Raw genomic sequence first — 17,528 nt, 5'->3', positions numbered from 1 at the left:
TATAAAACAGACAATTGCATGTCTACATTGTTTAGAAAAAAATCAATTGAAAAAATTGTTGCTGATTCAGAAGCAGGAATTAAGGATGGTCATCAACATTCACTGAATAAGGTACTAACGGTTAAGGATTTAACATTTATGGGCATTGCTGCCATTATTGGTGCAGGTATCTTTTCAACAATAGGAACAGCAGCTTATAACGGTGGGCCCGGTATAGCATTTCTTTTTATTATTACTGCGGTTACTTGTGGCTTTAGTGCTTTATGTTATGCTGAATTTGCCAGTAGAGTACCCATTGCAGGAAGTGCATACACGTATGCCTATGTTAGTTTTGGTGAATTAGTTGCATGGATTATTGGTTGGGCACTTATTTTAGAATATGCTATTGGAAATATAGTTGTTGCCATTAGCTGGAGTGGCTATTTTAATAATTTATTGGTGGGTTTGGGCATTCATTTGCCCGGTTGGCTGTTAACAGATCCTTTCACAGCAGCTAAAGATTTTCAGGAAGCAACTATTTTAACAGCATCGCATCAACCTTTACCACAACATTTATTGTCTGCAACAGATACCTGGATGCAGGCTCCTGTTCTGTTTGGTAAACACCTGCTCATAAATCTTCCTGCATTTATCATTGTAGTGTTAATTACAACGTTGGCATATATAGGTATAAAAGAGAGTAAAAAATCAACCAATTTTATGGTGATTTTTAAAATCATCGTCATCCTATTTGTAATTGCACTCGGATTTTTTTATGTGAAAACAGATAACTGGGTGCCCTTTCTGCCAAATGGATTTGGTGGTGTGTTAGCAGGGGTATCTGCTGTTTTTTATGCCTATATTGGCTTTGATGCTATTTCTACCACTGCTGAAGAATGTAAAAATCCTCAACGCGATTTACCACGGGGGATGATTTATTCTTTAATTATTTGTACTGTACTCTATATTTTAATAGCATTGGTATTAACCGGTATGGTACATTATTCTGAACTGAAGGTAAATGACCCATTGGCATTTGTGTTTAGTAAAATCAGCTTAAAATGGGTGAGTTATATTATTTCAATTAGTGCAGTAGTGGCAACTACAAGTGTAATGCTGGTTTTTCAGTTAGGTCAGCCGCGTATTTGGATGAGTATGAGCCGTGATGGATTGTTGCCCAAAAAGTTTTCGCAAATTCATCCAAAATTTCAAACACCGGCCTTTGCAACCATTATTACAGGATTATTGGTTTCTATCCCTTCATTATTTTTACCGAGTAGTTTAATGACCGATTTAACCAGTATTGGAACTTTGTTTGCTTTTGTGTTGGTTTGTTTTGGTGTATTGGTATTGCCACGAATGCAAAATACTACACAGGGCCGATTTAAATTACCTTACATCAATGGAAAGTATATTATCCCAATACTGTCCATGATATTTATTATCGGATTTCATGAACGCTTTACTGATGCATTTCAACATCTTAACTCAGAAAGTTATCAGGAAATATTATTTATCGTTTTTGTTTCTATCACAGTAATTGTTTCCGTGTTAAGCTTTATCAGAAATTATTCAGTTATTCCTGTTTTAGGTGCATTATTTTGTTTGTATTTAATGATTGAAATTCCTGCCATTAGCTGGTTGTGGTTTTTTGTATGGATGGGTATTGGTTTATGCCTGTATTTCTTTTATGGAAGAAAACACAGTAAGTTAAGAACCGAAATTTAACTAATGCAGCAATTTCGTTTTTACATAATACAACCGCTCAACTAATGCTGAACGAAATAAGTCGGTCTGATTTTTTTGAATGGAGATTGTTTTCCAATTCGTTGTTGGATATATTTTAATATGTTCACCTGGTGGATTCCATAAACTCAATGGCAAATTGAATGTAGGCAAACAATTACTCCATCTGCAACGAATGGAATGATTTACTGAATCCATCTGATATTCCAAAACAGGTATTTGCGTGGTTCGTAAATATTGATCGAAAACATATTGATAATTAAACCCTGCATGCTGATTGATGTAATTTTCAATTTGAGCCGAGGTAACCGTTTGATGGTAAAAAACTTTATTTAACCCGTGCAGTATTTTCCGAAATAGAACATCATTATGCACAGAGTGGCGAATAGAATGTATTAATGCACTGCCTTTATAATACATATCGCTACTGCCTTCTTTGTTTACCCCATAGGGGCCAATAATGGGTTTATCATTCAAAATATTTTTTCTGCTGCCTACATTATAATCGGTACCTGCTTCTTTTCCGTAATAATATTCGGTAAACAATGTTTCGCTGTAATTGGTAAATCCTTCGTGTACCCACATATCGGCCACATCTTTGGTAGTAATATTATTTCCAAACCATTCGTGCCCGCTTTCGTGTACAATAATAAAATCCCAACGCAAACCCCATCCCGTTCCACTTAAATCGCGCCCTAAATAACCGTTTTTAAAATGATTGCCGTAAGCAACAGCGCTTTGGTGTTCCATACCTAAATGCGGCGCCTGTACCAACTGATACCCATCTTCATAAAATGGATAAGGCCCAAACCAATACTCAAATGCCCGTAACATTGGTTTTACCTGTTTAAATTGCTGCCAGGCAATACTGCTATCATAATCCAAAACCCAATATTGAAGCGTTAATAATCCTTTTGCCCCCAACAGCGTATCTCGTTTGTTTACGTATTTGCCTATATAGGGAATAATGTCATAGTTATTAATAGGATTCACCACTTGCCAGGTATATATTTTTTTGTTGAACGAAGTGTTTCCTGTAAAGATTAATCTTCCATTCCCCACTGCCATTAATGTATCCGGAGCAATGATAGTCAATGTGGCTCCATTATCGGGTTCATCTTCCTGATAATCTTTACACGGATACCAAACACTGGCGCCTAAACCCTGACAGGCAACACTCATCCACGGCCTGTTCAATGAATCTTTCTTCCAAATCCATCCACCATCCCAGGGTGGACGAACGGCTTCCCGAGGCCGGCCATGATAATACACGGTAATTGAATCATGGAATCCCATACGATGCGGAATAGTGTTTTTAATGAAAATTACATTATTGGTTCTTGTAAAATAAAGAATGCGTTTGTGCTGTACAATACTGTCTACTTCCAAAGGCTGTTGTAAATCAATCTGCATGGTGGTAACCGGCTTTACTACAGCATATTGAATGGTAACTTTACCCTGAATGGTTTTCGTTTCAAAATCAGGATTCACTGAAATGGAATAATGTAAAACATTCCACCAGTTTCGTTGTGCATTATCACTGCCTCTTAATGTATCGGCATGGGTAAAATTATTTTTAGCTTGTAATAATTGTCCAAAACCCAATACTGGAAATACGATAATTAGCGTGGCTAATAAAAATTTATTGTGCATCTTTATTATTTAAAAATTTGAAACGCCTATGCGGGCATTAAAGTTCATACAAAAATACGGTTTCACAGAGTGCAGATTTGTATGTTGGATTGCTCTATGTATTTTCCTATTGTCATGCAATGCAGCACATTTAACCAATCAACAGGTTTTTGAATACAATGAAAGTACCGGAATAGCCACTTTAGATCCTGCATTTTCCAAAAACCAATCCATTATCTGGGCAGTACATCAGTTATACAATACATTGGTTGAATTAGATAGCAATCTGCATGTAAAACCATCTGTTGCCAAAAGCTGGGAAATAAGTACCAACGGTTTGGTATACACCTTTCATTTACGAACTGACGTTTATTTTCAAGACAATCCGGTTTTCTCTGGCGGAAAAGGACGTTTATGTACAGCCGATGATGTGGCATTTAGTTTCAATAGAATTATTGATAAAAATACTGCCAGCAGTGGTGCCTGGATATTTAATGGACATGTGGCAGATGAACATCCATTTATGGCATTGAACGATAGTACCTTTCAGCTTACTTTAACACATCCTTTTCATCCAATTTTGGAAATTTTAACCATGCAGTATTGCAGTATTGTGCCCAAAGATGTGGTATTACATGAGGGTAAAAACTTTGGAAGAAATCCCTGTGGTACCGGACCGTTTCAATTGTTTTTATGGCAGGAAGGAGTGGCTTTGGTACTTCATAAGCATCCACATTATTGGGAGAAAGATGCAAACGGAAAGGCATTACCGTACTTAGATGCTGTTAAAATTAGTTTTTATCAGAACAAGGCTACCGAATTTTTACAATTCAGACAGGGAACCCTTTCATTTATCAACGATATAGATCCTGCATTTAAAGATGAAGTATTAACCAAATCAGGTACATTAAGAAAAGAATGGGAGGGTAAAATGCAACTGCAAAAACATCCTTATCTCAATACAGAATATTTAGGAATTTTAATGGATACCGCCAATCCACTGGTAAAACAATCGCCCCTGCGATTTAAGAAAATAAGACAAGCCATTAATTATGCTATTAACAAAGAACAAATGATGCTCTATTTGCGCAACTCCATTGGTTATGCTGCCAATGCAGGGTTTTGCCCCAAAGGGCTGCCTTCCAATAATACCAAATTTGTACATGGCTACACTTACCAACCTGAAAAAGCAAGACAATTGATAAGTGAAGCGGGCTTTGCAGGCAAAGATTTTCCCGCAATCAAATTACTCACCATTCCAACCTATGCAGACCTTGCCAGTTTTGTTGCAAAGCAATGTGAAGAAGCGGGCATTAACATCCAGGTTGAAGTGGTTCAGAAAAGTGTTTTGCTGGAACAAACAGCATTATCAAAGGTATTATTTTTTAGAGGTAGCTGGATGGCCGATTACCCGGATGCAGAAAATTACATGGCAGTATTTTATGGAAACAATCCTGCACCGCCCAATTACACCCGTTATAAAAATAAATTATTCGATACATTATACACAAAAGCAATAGCCACTGTGAATGATTCAGTACGTTATCAGTTATACCGGCGAATGGATCAAATGGTAATAGATGATGCGCTGGTAGTACCACTATTTTATGACATGGTGATACATCTTGTACAAAATAACATAGCCGGTTTTATGCCCAATGCATTGAATTTGTTGGAATTAAGAAGTACCAGAATACTACCATAAAGCAATTCTAAAAACTTTGCGTTCACAGCAATGCAACTATTCAACCCCTTTTTTTAATTTGTTTTTAAACACTTTTTCAAATTTTTCCAACTTGGGTCTGATTACAAAACGACAATAAGCTGCATCACCATTATTGTTATAATAGTTCTGATGATACTGTTCTGCTCTGTAAAAATTTTTAAAGGGATCAATTGCAGTAACAATCGGTTTATTAAATGCACCACTTTTATCTAAAGCAGCTTTGTATTGTTCTGCTTTTTCACGTTGCATTTCATTGGTATAAAAAATCACGCTTCTGTATTGTGGGCCAACATCTGCACCCTGTTGATTTAAAGTTGTGGGATCGTGGGTTTTCCAAAAAACTTCTAATAATTCATCAAAAGAAACCTCATTAGGATCATAAATAATTTGAGCCAATTCCACATGGCCTGTATTTTTATCACATACCTGTTCATAGGTTGGGTTGGCTACATGACCGCCGCCGTAACCACTATTAACTTCATATACCCCTTTTAATCGTTGAAAAAAAGCTTCGGTACACCAAAAACAACCTTCCCCAAAATAAGCGGTATCGGTTATTATACCGGTTGGTATTTGTTTATTATCCATATTATGTTGTGGATTTACGGTTTTATTCTTTTCTACCGGCTGTGCGCAAGATAGCAGATAGCAGGAAAAGAAAAAACAACTGAATATATATTTCTCGTAATGCATAATCAAATTAATTCATTTTTAGAACAGTATTCACGAAGAATTGTTTGCAAGAGATGTTTATAACCCTGTAAGACAGAAAATTTTTGCTCAAAGTATTCAAAAAATAGCGCTTCGCATTGTATGCACTACCTAATTAACTTTGCTTTATACTATTTGTTTTCCAATATTATGCGATTATACCCCGATTCAGCAGCATTTCAATTAGAGTTTGAAGCAATCCAGCAATTACTGGTTCATTTCTGTAAAACAGCATATGCCGGCCAAAAAGCAGCAGCATTACGTATTCATACAAAAAAAGATTTTATTGTGTTAGAACTGCAACAGGCTTATGAATTTAAATTACTGTTGCAACAAAACCAATATTTCCCTATTGATTGTACGGCCAATTTGCAAAGGGAAATAAAATTATTGGGCATTAGCGGGGCTACTTTATCGGGAGAAGAATTGATACAAATTAAACTGCTGGCTCAAAATATACAATCTGTTTTTCGCTGGTTCGATACAGAACGAAGAGTAGCTTATCCGGGTTTGGCGAAAGTAATTGAACAAAGCTATTTTGAAAAAAACATCATTGAATATATTGATGAAATTTTAGATGATGCAGGTAACGTAAAAGACAATGCCAGCGATGATTTACAAAGTATTCGACTACGATTATATAAAAAAAGAAACGAATTGCGAAGAGTGTTTGATAAAGTGCTGCAAAAACTATCAAAAGCAGGATATACGGCTGATATTGAAGAAAGTTTTAGCAGTGGCAGAAGGGTAGTGGCTATATTTTCAGAACATAAGCGCCAAATAAAAGGTATTTTACATGGCGAAAGTGACAGCAGAAAAACCACTTTTATTGAGCCCGAAGAAACCATTGAATTAAACAATGAAGTATACAGTTTAGAAAATGATGAGCGGGCAGAGGTACAACGTATCTTAAAAGCTTTAACTGCTAAACTAAGTACATATGCACCCTTGCTTTCCAATTACCTGCATCTGATAGGAATGTTTGATTTTATTAGAGCCAAAGCATTATTAGCAATGGATATAAAAGGTGAAATGCCTGATATTGTTGATAAATCAATGCTGGATTTGAAAGCAGCCTATCATCCTATTTTGTTTTTAAACAATCAAAAAAATAAAAAAAACACCATACCGGTTTCTATACAATTAAATGATGAAAACAGAATTTTAATTATCAGCGGGCCAAATGCCGGCGGTAAAACCGTTACTATGAAAACGGTTGGACTGATACAGCTAATGGTACAAAGTGGTTTATTGGTTCCGGTACACCCACATTCACAAATTGGTATTTTTAAACAATTGTTTATTCACATTGGCGATACGCAAAGTATTGAATTTGAGCTGAGTACCTATTCATCCCACCTAATACACATGAAGCATTTCATTGAAATGGGGAATGGGCGTACTTTATTTTTTATTGATGAATTGGGCAGCGGCAGTGATCCCAATTTAGGTGGTGCATTTGCTGAGGTAATTATGGAAGAGCTTTGCCGCAAACATGCTATTGGAATTGTAACTACCCATTATCTGAATTTAAAAATAATGGGGAATAAAACGCCGGGCATCATCAATGGTGCAATGGCATTTGATGAAAAAAAATTGCAACCACTATATCAGTTAATGATAGGAAAACCCGGAAGTTCATACACCTTTTCAATTGCAGAAAGAATTGGTTTGCCTACTGCTTTAATAAACAGGGCAAGAAAATTGGTAGATCAACAACATTTTAAATTAGATAAACTGCTCAACAATACCGAGCAGCATTTACAGCAATTACATTCAGAAAAAAATGAATTGAAACAATTGATGAAAGAAAATGTTGTACTCAAAAAAGAATTGGAAACCACCATTAACAGAGAAAAACACCGGCAACAAATTGAGTTACTTAAACACCAAAACAAACTTTCGGAAGAGAAATTAGAATATCTCAAAAACATGGAACGCAAGTTAAAGCAGATTGTGCTTGACTATAAAAAAGCAGAAGATAAAAACGAGGTAATCCGCAATTTGAAACATTTGTTATTTCATAAAAACGAAGTAGCACAAACCAAACAAGTAAAAAAAATAACCCACCAGTATAAAGAAATTGAAACCAACATTTCTGAAGGCATGTTGGTAAAACTGAAAAAAAATTATCAGGTAGGAACGGTTAAAGAAATCAGGGGAAAAAGAGCCATTGTTCAGGTTGGACTTTTACCCATGAATATAGAACTGTCTGATTTGGTGCCCGTTGAAAAGCAGGCAGAACAGGAAAAAGATAAACCGGCAATAACACAAAAACAGCCAAAATTATAAATCTTTCAGCATCCAGATAGTACAATCCGTATGGCCGGATGCCCCCATTGCAGCATCTAAATACTTAAAGCCAAATTTTTCGTACACTGAAACTGCTTTGCTTAACTCAGGCATGGTTTCTAAATATACCTGATGGTAGCCCATTTCCTTTGCCTTCTGCAAACAGGTTCCAATCAAAAAACGTCCTGTGCCTTTACCTCTGGCATTTTTGTGTAAATACATTTTCACTAATTCACAAACACCTTCAGGTAATCCATTCGTTGGATAAATACCTGCACCTCCTAATATTTCGCCATTACTTTCTGCCACATAATAAATTGCATCTTTATTGGCAGTAAACATTTCGTATAAGTGATCGGTACTCTCATCAAAATAAACCGTTCCGGGTTTATTGGCATTAAACTCTTCTAAAGCATTTCTAATAATTTTTGCAAGTGCAACATTATCTTTTGGCTGAATAAAACGAATTATAATGTCCTGCATTTGTTATTTTCTCATTTGTTTAAAGAGGTTAATTAATGCATTGGTAGAGGAATCATGTGAAGCAACCGGTTTGTCATCTTTTAACTCCGGTAAAATTTTTCCTGCCAACTGTTTGCCCAATTCAACGCCCCATTGGTCAAAACTGAAAATATTCCAGATTACCCCCTGCACAAAAATTTTATGTTCATATAAAGCAATTAAACTTCCTAATGAGTAAGGTGTAATTTCTTTCAATAAGAACGAATTGGTGGGCTTATTTCCGGCAAAAACTTTAAAAGGCACTAACTTTTTAACTTCTTCTTCATTGGGTATTACTTTCATCAGTTCTTCTTTCACTTCAGCTTCGGTTTTACCATTCATTAAAGCTTCGGTTTGGGCAAAAAAGTTAGAAAGCAGTTTTGTATGATGATCGCCCAAAGGGTTATGGCTAATGGCCGGTGCAATAAAATCGCAGGGAATAAGCGGTGTACCCTGGTGAATGAGCTGGTAAAAAGCATGCTGACCATTGGTGCCCGGTTCACCCCAAATTACAGGGCCGGTAGCATAATTTACAGGATTGCCCATTCTGTCTACACTCTTACCATTGCTTTCCATATTGCCTTGCTGAAAATATGCCGGAAACCGATGCATGTATTGATCATATGGTAATATTGCTTCGCTTTGCGAACCAAAAAAATTGGTATACCAAATACCTAGCAAAGCCATAATAACAGGAATATTTTTTTCGAATTTTTCTGTTTTAAAATGCTCATCTACTGCAAAAGCACCTTTTAATAATTGTTCAAAATTTTCATAACCAACAGTAAGGGCAATCGATAATCCAATTGCGCTCCATAAAGAATATCGGCCGCCTACCCAATCCCAAAATTCAAACATATTGGCTTTATCAATACCGAATTGCATTACTTCTTTTTCATTGGTACTTAAAGCCACAAAATGTTTGGCTATATGCGCTTCATCTTTTGCATGTTGTAAAAACCAATCTCTTGCCGAATGAGCATTGGTCATGGTTTCCTGTGTAGTGAACGTTTTAGATGCAATTAAAAACAGGGTTTCATCGGGTGTTACATTTTTCAAAATTTCTACCAGCTGGGTAGCATCTACATTACTTACAAAATAGGCTTGAATACCCTCTATCCAATAAGGCTTTAATGCTTCTGTTACCATCACCGGACCTAAATCGCTGCCTCCAATGCCTATATTGACAATATATTTAATTTTTTTGCCGGAATAACCTTTCCAGTCACCACTATGTATTTGTTGACAGAAAGTTTTCATGTGATTCAATACCTTTCTTACTAAAGGCATTACATCTTTCCCATCCACCAAAATGGGTGTATCAGAAAAGTTACGAAGGGCAGTATGTAAAACAGACCGATGTTCTGTTTCATTAATTTTTAACCCGGCAAACATGGCATGAATGGCTTCTTTCAAATGGCATTCTTCTGCCAGTTGCAGCAATAGCTGCTGTGTTTTTTGGTTGATGATGTTTTTAGAATAGTCAAATAAAATATCTTGAAAACGGATTGAAAATTTTTCAAACCTTTCCTTATCGGCCATAAATAAATCACGCATATGCCTACGATTCATTTCTTCATCGTGATGTTTTTTAAGCAAGAACCAGGCTTGGGTATTGGTAGGGTTTATTTTAGGTAACATAACGGTTAAATTTTATTCAGCAATATTGATTCTCTTCGATTACAATGAATTGATAACATCCATAGTTAATTGTACCATGGATGGATGGATATCTAAATGCAATACCATTCTTACCTGTGTTGGTGAAATGGCCATTACTTTAATATGATGTTTTTCCATTATTTCAGCAAATGCCTTTGGTGTAAACCGGCCTTTTACTTCAAAAATGATAATATTGGTTTCAACCGGCATTATTTGCCCAACGAAATCTTTCCTCTGCAGGCAAGTGGCAATAGCCTGGGCATGTTCATGATCCTGAGCCATTCTTTTCACATGATGGTCAAGTGCATAAATTCCCGCAGCAGCCAGATAGCCGGCCTGGCGCATTCCGCCACCAAAAACTTTTCTTACCCGTCTTGCTTTTTGAATGAAAGCATTGGTTCCTAATAAAACACTACCCACCGGTGTTCCTAAACCTTTGCTCAGGCAAATAGAGATGGAATCGAATAGCATACCATAGGTAGTGGGTACTTCATTGGTAGCCACCAAAGCATTAAACAAACGTGCTCCATCTAAATGAAGTGTAAGATGGTTGGATTCACAAATCCGTTTTATAGCGATAATTTCCTCTACTGAGTAACAGGCTCCACCGCCTCTGTTGCTGGTATTTTCAAGACTTACCAGCGTACTGACCGGTTTATGCACATCATTGGAATTAATGGCATCGGCAACCTGTTGCGCTGTTATTCTTCCTCTGTTTCCCTGTAATAACCGAACAGAAGCACCGCTATTGAATGCAATTCCGCCCCCTTCATACAGGTAAATGTGCGATAATGCATCGCATATTACCTCATCACCGGGTTGGGTGTGTACTTTAATGGCAATTTGGTTGGTCATGGTGCCACTGGGGCAAAATAATCCGGCTTCCATACCAAAAAGGGCTGCTGCTTTTTGTTCAAGCTCGTTAATGGAAGGGTCTTCTCCAAAAACATCATCTCCAACTTTGGCCGAAAACATGGCTTCTAACATAGCGGGAGTAGGCCGGGTAACCGTATCTGAGCGAAAATCAATAATAGATGGCATAGAATTGCGAAGATAAATGGGTTCAGATAAATTTTGATATTGGGCAGGGAGATTTAATTTTTTTTAAAAAAGCATTTTTTTCAGAAAACATTCGTTCAATAAGATGTTTTAACGTAAATTTGCACACTTTTGAAATTTATGAGGATAACTTTAACGCTACTATTGCAACCAAAATGCAACTTTTAGCGTCTATATGTCGTTAGTAAATAAATTGTAACTATATACTATGAGGCAGCTCAAAATTGCAACCCAGATTACCAACAGAGATTCTCAGGCCGTAGAAAAGTATCTGCAGGAAATTTCTAAAATTCCAATGATTACTCCCGAAGAGGAAACAACACTGGCCCAGAAAATTAAAATGGGTAATCAGAGAGCGCTCGACAAATTGGTGCAGGCCAATTTACGTTTTGTGGTATCTGTAGCTAAGCAGTACCAGCACCAAGGCCTATCACTTAGCGATTTGATTAACGAGGGTAACCTCGGCTTAATAAAAGCGGCGCAACGCTTTGATGAAACAAAAGGTTTCAAATTTATTTCTTATGCTGTGTGGTGGATTCGCCAATCGATACTACAGGCATTGGCAGAGCAGGGCAGATTAGTCCGCTTGCCTCAAAACAAAATTGGCACATACAATAAAGCCAATAAGGCTTATATGGCTTTTGAACAAGAGCATGAACGCGAACCTTCCACCGAAGAGCTGAGTGAAATTTTGGAAATGAGTGAAACTGAAATCAACAACATTTTCCAAAGCAACACCCGTCATACTTCGTTAGATGCACCGGTTCATGAAGCTGAAGATGTAGCAATGGGCGATTTACTGGAGGGTAGTGATGATACCGATGATGATGTGATGAAAGATTCTTTAAGAGAAGAAATCAGAAGGGTATTAAAATCACTCAGTCCACGTGAGGCTGAAATTGTGAACGCTTACTTTGGTTTAGATGGTGAAAATGGTGTAACTATTGAACAAATAGGCCAGAAATACGATCTTACCAAAGAACGCATCCGGCAAATTAAAGAAAGAGCGATTAAACGTTTACAAAAAGCCAGGTATAGCAATGCATTAAAAGCATACCTCGGTTAATCTCTCATAGCGTATTAAAAAAAACTCCCCCTGTTACTATGCAGGGGTTTTTTATTGGTTAACATTTCTCTGCTCTCACATTTCAACACTATCATTCCTTAACTTTGCAAAAATTTTTTAAGTATGGATAACGCACAATCAGAAAAAGTTCATGTATTAATAATAGGATCAGGTCCAGCCGGTTATACTGCTGCCATTTATGCAGCAAGGGCAAATATGAAACCCGTTTTATATCAGGGCATACAACCAGGAGGTCAGTTAACCATTACTACAGAAGTTGAAAACTATCCGGGGTATCCGAATGGTGTACAGGGGCCGGATATGATGATTGATTTTGAAAAACAAGCCACTAGAATGGGTGCCGATATTCGTTATGGTATTGCCACCAAAGTTGATTTTGGTGTACAACCTTATAAAGTATGGATTGATGATGAAAAACTAATAGAAGCTGATGCAGTAATCATTTCAACCGGTGCCTCTGCAAAATGGTTGGGTTTGGAAAGCGAACAACGCTTAAATGGATACGGCGTAAGTGCCTGCGCAGTTTGTGATGGATTTTTCTTCAAAGGTAAAGAAGTAGCTATTGTAGGTGCGGGCGATACAGCAGCCGAAGAAGCATTGTATTTATCTAAACTTTGCACAACCGTACATATGATTGTACGCAGAGATCAGATGCGTGCCAGCAAAATAATGCAGGAAAGAGTTTTGAATACCACTAATATCAAAATTTACTGGAATAGTGAAACAGACGAGATATTAGGCGATAAAAAAGTAGAAGCCGTTCGTATTAAAAACCGTATTAACAATACAGCAGAAACTGTTCCCATCAATGGTTTCTTCGTTGCAATTGGTCACCAGCCAAATAGTGACATTTTTAAACCCTGGATTCATATGGATGAAACAGGCTATATTCAAACCATTCCCGGTACTACCAAAACCAATTTGGAAGGCGTATTTGCTGCAGGTGATGTGCAGGATAAAAATTATCGCCAGGCAGTTACGGCTGCAGGTTCAGGTTGCATGGCTGCATTGGATGCAGAGCGTTATTTAAGTGCAAAAGGCCTTGTTTAAACATAAAATATGCTGTCAATTTACCTGAATAATGTGGTTTTCTGGGCATACCACGGTTTATACAAAGAAGAAAAGATAACTGGAAATGAGTTTGAAGTAAACCTTAGGGTTGATTATAATGCATCCAGACCGGCTTCATTTCAAAGTATTCATGATACCATTAACTATGTTGCATTATTTAAAATAGTGCAACATAGAATGGAAAAAGCCACACCCTTATTAGAAGCTATTGCATTGGACATTGCAACGGATATTTTATCTGAATTTGCAATGGCAGAGCGAGTTATAATTTCTATTAAAAAGTTAAATCCACCCATACCTGATTTTAAAGGTTCTGTAAGTGTTAGTTTTGAAATGGATCGCAACCACTTTAATCAGGCATCATAGCATGGCTTGAAAAAACTTACATATCGGAACCAATACATTCATTAGCAGATATGAAAAAAATTAGAATATTTTCAACAGCTATCTTTCTTTTGGCTGCACTGTTTGTTCAATATGCCGCTGCTCAGAATCTCCCATTATTATTTAAACAAGCCACCAATGCAGAAATTAATTTAAATGAACAGCAGGCTTTAGATATTTATAAGAAAATTCTGGTGATTGCTCCTGACAATCTCAATGCTTTGGTAAAAGCCACCGAGCTAAGTTGTTCTACCGGCGAACGATTACCTATTGCGAATGATAAACGCATTACCTTTCAATCGGCACTAGCATATGCTCAACGCGCTGTTGCAACACATCCGGAAGCTGCAGAAAGCTATTATGCACTTGCTTTGGCTTCCGCTAAAATGACGGAAGTAGAAAAAGATCGAAAACTTTTAGTTCAATATGTAAAAGACATAAAAACCAATGCCGATAAAGCATTAAACATCAATCCCAATTTAGGTATGGCCAATTTTGTAGAAGGCCGTTGGCATTATGAAATGAATAATTTGAACTGGGCTAAAAAATTAGCATTAAAAACCATGTATCCGGGTGGTATTCCACCCACCAGCTACGATTCAGCCATTGTATATTTGGAAAAATGCAGACAAACACAGCCCTACTATGTTATGAATTATCTCATACTGGCGAAGAGTTATCAGGCCAATAATAATCCCTCCAAAGCCATTGAAGTGTTAAAGCAATTGGTAAAATTGCCTGTTAGAACGCCGGATGATGCTGCTCTGAAAACAGAAGGCCAAAAAATATTGGATTCGCTGGAATAATAAGAAGGTTGCTCAACTAAAATTGCTTTTGCTGCCAGCTGCCTTTTTTAATGTACCAATAAGAGGGGATAAACAGTAATATCCAGTACACCCATTCACTTCCCCAACCAACGGTAATGGGTAAATGCCATTTTTCCAATATAAAATAACTGTACAGACAATACATGATGATGGCAAAAAACTCAATCAGCAGATTTACCTGGGTACTACCGGTTCCGGTAACGGCATTTAACCAAATAGTAGATACCGACATCAGTACCAATGCAGTAGAAACCACCCGTAAAACAGGAATGGCATGCGTAATAAAATCATTACCCTGGCCATAAAATGATAAAAATAATGTGGGAAAAATATTGATGATAATGCAAATACTACCTGCAAACAAAACAGACAGTTTCATAATTTTAATGATTAAGCCTTCTACTTTTATGTGCAAACCCTGGCCAATAATGTTACTAACCATTGTATTGGCAGCTGCTGCAAAAGCCCAGGTAAAGCATCCAAAAAAGCCAAAAATGTTGCGCATAATATTTGAAATAGCCAAATCCATTGAGCCATGGTGTTCAATTAAAATATAAAAAAACTCCCAGCTTACAATACTTAAACAGAATTGGGCTATAAGTGGTGCAGATAATCGTAAAATTAATGTAATATTATTTTTGTCAAATTCCCACGATTTAAAAAGTTGCAACTGCCTGTCAATTCCTTTTTTCCGAATAACAAAATAAATAGCCATTAATCCGGTAAACTCAGCAATAATGGAAGAGTAGGCGGCTCCATCAAACCCTAAATTGGGGAATCCCCATTTTCCATAAATCAAAACATAATCAAAAAATACATTGGCAATCGATTCTGCAGCAGTGCCAATAATTAAATATTTACTTTGATTGGTGCCCACCAATACAGCATTTCGTAATTGGTATAGGTATAAAAAAATAAGCCCGAAAATCCGGATACGCAAAAATTTTACAGCCATGCTAACATGCAGTGGATTGCTAAGTGTATGCTCTAAAATTACCGGTACCAAAAACCAGGTAATTAATATTCCTAAAAAGGCTAAAACAAATGAAATTCTAACACCTTGAGCAAATAAATTACCAATGGCTTCAATTTTATTTTCGCCGGCACGTCTGGCAATAATGGCCTGCATTCCATTATTTAAACCAATGCCTATTACTGCAAAAATTAAGTAATATACACCTGTAATACCAGCTACAGCAAGCGGCTGTTCGCCCAAATGCCCTAAAAATACATTGTTGATAATAAAATTTAACTGCGGTACCAAAGTGGCGGCAGCAATGGGTAATGCAATTTTTAATATTTGTTGATTAGAAGTTGTTACCCGATAATCGGCAGTAACAATAGCAGGCTCACTCATATTCATTGCAAATCTACAGTTTTGTTGATATTCGATTTAGACATTCTGAATGTATTCTTTTTTAAACAGTAATTGTATATTTGAACAATGGTTGAAAAAGAAATCAGTCAATACAGCCTTAACAGAGGGGAGCAGCCGGCTATAGAAAAGCAGCTCACTATTGAAGTAGGTTTGCATTATATCGCTTTAACTGAAACATCAATTGAATCTGCCTCTATTAGTGCGTTGGAATTATTTACTTTTCAAAAAATAGAAAGCGACTGGTATTTTATTTTTCAGGAAGTTCGCTTACAATCCATTTTATTTGATTTGCCCTACCACACCAAACAAATATTTTTAAATGGATTTGAGCAAACCATTATTCCTGAAAATTTGTATTCTGAATCTGCTGCTCAATCTTCATTAGAGTTGTTGTTTGGATGGAGTAATATGGAGATGAATACCGATGCCATAACATTACCTGAAACCAACTTGTATATTGCCTGTCAAATTCCGCAAAGTCTGCAACAAATGCTGGCAGGTACCTTTTCAGATACACCTGTTTACAATAGTTTGGGTAAACAAATTCAGCTTGCATTTCAAAGGGCAACCAGCTTTTCAAATTATTGGCTCATTTATTTTTATCCGGGTAGTTTTTCGATTGTAAGTATACAACAGCAACAATTGCAAACGGCAGCGCATTTCAGTTATACCTGTGCTGATGATGTGGTTTATCAAATTGTTGCTTTAGTGAATACCTATTCCAAACCCGAATTTGAACTGAAAGTAGAAATAAGTGGCATTATTAATGAAACAGATGAGGTTTATACTTCGTTACAAAAAATAATTCCTGACATGCAATGGCAGTGTGGTTTACCTGAACAGAAAATTTTAATTGAAAAAAACTATTATCCGTTACATTATTTACTACCTTTTTTTAATATTATTTTATGAGGATCATTTCAGGCCAATGGGGAGGAAGAAAAATTAAACCGCCTGCAAAAATGCCTTTTACCCGACCCACTACCGATATTGCCAAAGAAGGGCTTTTCAATATTTTACAAAACCGCATTAGTTTTGAGGGCATTCATACCTTAGATTTGTTTGGCGGTACCGGAGCCATTAGTTACGAACTGGCCAGCAGAGGTGCTGCATTGCTAACCATTATTGAAAAAGATCCTACAATGGCTGCTTTTATTGAAACAAACATGCAACAATTGGGAGCCCTACCCAATCAGTTTCAAATATTTAAACAAGATGTTTTTAGTTTTTTAAGTACCTGCACCGAACAATATCATTTTATTTTTGCAGGGCCGCCTTATGCTTTAGGCAATATCGATGATTTGCCGGCCATTATTGTAGCAAAAAAAATGATTCTGCCGGAAGGATATTTTGTGTTAGAACATACACCGCGTAATAACTATCAACATTTTAAAGGATACAGGTTTGAACGCAATTACGGCACCACCATTTTTTCTTTTTTTTCAATGGATGATGCAGATTGAGTAGTTGCTG

Annotated in this window: 15 protein-coding genes; 9 read left to right on the top strand and 6 right to left on the bottom strand. The window is 36.7% G+C overall.

The window, feature by feature from the left end; genetic code table 11:
* Positions 1-18: 18 nt before the first annotated feature.
* Entirely contained in the window at positions 19-1,707 is a 1,689-nt protein-coding gene (locus tag EO766_RS00710) for an amino acid permease (RefSeq protein ID WP_074419177.1), read from the top strand.
* Here the strand turns inward: EO766_RS00710 and EO766_RS00705 are convergent, their stop codons facing one another.
* A complete protein-coding gene (locus tag EO766_RS00705) occupies positions 1,708-3,378 on the bottom strand; it encodes a M1 family metallopeptidase (RefSeq protein WP_074419176.1) in 1,671 nt (556 codons plus the stop codon).
* Between the two features lie 109 nt (positions 3,379-3,487).
* Between EO766_RS00705 and EO766_RS00700 the strand changes: the two genes are divergently transcribed.
* Positions 3,488-5,062 (top strand): ABC transporter substrate-binding protein, encoded by a 1,575-nt coding sequence (locus EO766_RS00700; protein WP_245634884.1) that lies wholly within the window; start codon positions 3,488-3,490, stop codon positions 5,060-5,062.
* A gap of 36 nt (positions 5,063-5,098) precedes the next feature.
* Here the strand turns inward: EO766_RS00700 and msrA are convergent, their stop codons facing one another.
* On the bottom strand, positions 5,099-5,776 hold the full coding sequence (gene msrA, locus EO766_RS00695) for a peptide-methionine (S)-S-oxide reductase MsrA (RefSeq protein WP_228733076.1): 678 nt from the start codon (positions 5,774-5,776) through the stop codon (positions 5,099-5,101).
* A gap of 168 nt (positions 5,777-5,944) precedes the next feature.
* On the opposite strand from msrA, the gene EO766_RS00690 reads away from it, so the two are divergent.
* Positions 5,945-8,086, top strand: coding sequence for an endonuclease MutS2 (locus tag EO766_RS00690; RefSeq protein ID WP_074419185.1), 2,142 nt, complete (start codon positions 5,945-5,947; stop codon positions 8,084-8,086).
* On the opposite strand, the gene EO766_RS00685 is transcribed toward EO766_RS00690, so the two are convergent.
* Genes EO766_RS00685 through EO766_RS00675 form a run of 3 tightly spaced genes read right to left on the bottom strand, consistent with a single transcriptional unit; the run spans position 8,081 to position 11,290 of the window.
* Entirely contained in the window at positions 8,081-8,569 is a 489-nt protein-coding gene (locus EO766_RS00685; protein ID WP_074419174.1) for a GNAT family N-acetyltransferase, read from the bottom strand. The genes EO766_RS00690 and EO766_RS00685 overlap by 6 nt on opposite strands.
* Before the next feature lie 3 nt (positions 8,570-8,572).
* On the bottom strand, positions 8,573-10,228 hold the full coding sequence (gene pgi, locus EO766_RS00680; protein WP_074419173.1) for a glucose-6-phosphate isomerase: 1,656 nt from the start codon (positions 10,226-10,228) through the stop codon (positions 8,573-8,575).
* A gap of 39 nt (positions 10,229-10,267) precedes the next feature.
* Positions 10,268-11,290 carry a threonine aldolase family protein gene (locus EO766_RS00675; protein WP_074419172.1) on the bottom strand — a complete coding sequence of 341 codons (1,023 nt, stop codon included), beginning with the start codon at positions 11,288-11,290 and terminating at the stop codon, positions 10,268-10,270.
* Positions 11,291-11,516: 226 nt separating this feature from the next.
* On the opposite strand from EO766_RS00675, the gene EO766_RS00670 reads away from it, so the two are divergent.
* From EO766_RS00670 to EO766_RS00655, 4 genes are all read left to right on the top strand, one after another.
* Positions 11,517-12,374 carry a sigma-70 family RNA polymerase sigma factor gene (locus EO766_RS00670; RefSeq protein ID WP_068247969.1) on the top strand — a complete coding sequence of 286 codons (858 nt, stop codon included), beginning with the start codon at positions 11,517-11,519 and terminating at the stop codon, positions 12,372-12,374.
* A gap of 123 nt (positions 12,375-12,497) precedes the next feature.
* Complete coding sequence (gene trxB, locus EO766_RS00665) at positions 12,498-13,445, top strand: thioredoxin-disulfide reductase (protein WP_074419171.1); 948 nt, start codon at positions 12,498-12,500, stop codon at positions 13,443-13,445.
* A 9-nt stretch (positions 13,446-13,454) separates the two neighbouring features.
* The gene (folB, locus tag EO766_RS00660) at positions 13,455-13,832 is read left to right on the top strand and encodes a dihydroneopterin aldolase (protein WP_074419170.1); all 378 of its coding nucleotides are present in this window, start codon (positions 13,455-13,457) and stop codon (positions 13,830-13,832) included.
* Positions 13,833-13,882: 50 nt separating this feature from the next.
* A complete protein-coding gene (locus tag EO766_RS00655) occupies positions 13,883-14,656 on the top strand; it encodes a tetratricopeptide repeat protein (RefSeq protein ID WP_074419169.1) in 774 nt (257 codons plus the stop codon).
* 16 nt (positions 14,657-14,672) lie between these two features.
* Here the strand turns inward: EO766_RS00655 and EO766_RS00650 are convergent, their stop codons facing one another.
* Entirely contained in the window at positions 14,673-16,040 is a 1,368-nt protein-coding gene (locus tag EO766_RS00650; RefSeq protein ID WP_081298644.1) for an MATE family efflux transporter, read from the bottom strand.
* 81 nt (positions 16,041-16,121) lie between these two features.
* On the opposite strand from EO766_RS00650, the gene EO766_RS00645 reads away from it, so the two are divergent.
* Positions 16,122-16,967, top strand: coding sequence for a DUF3822 family protein (locus EO766_RS00645; RefSeq protein WP_074419167.1), 846 nt, complete (start codon positions 16,122-16,124; stop codon positions 16,965-16,967).
* Positions 16,964-17,518, top strand: coding sequence for an RsmD family RNA methyltransferase (locus tag EO766_RS00640; protein WP_074419166.1), 555 nt, complete (start codon positions 16,964-16,966; stop codon positions 17,516-17,518). The genes EO766_RS00645 and EO766_RS00640 overlap by 4 nt, the downstream gene beginning before the upstream one ends.
* Positions 17,519-17,528 lie beyond the last annotated feature (10 nt).

Source organism: Hydrotalea sp. AMD, assembly GCF_004100315.1.
Taxonomy (GTDB): Bacteria; Bacteroidota; Bacteroidia; order Chitinophagales; family Chitinophagaceae; genus Hydrotalea; species Hydrotalea flava.
The sequence above is the reverse complement of the archived record's forward strand: the minus strand, read 5'-3'. Positions and strand labels throughout refer to the sequence as shown.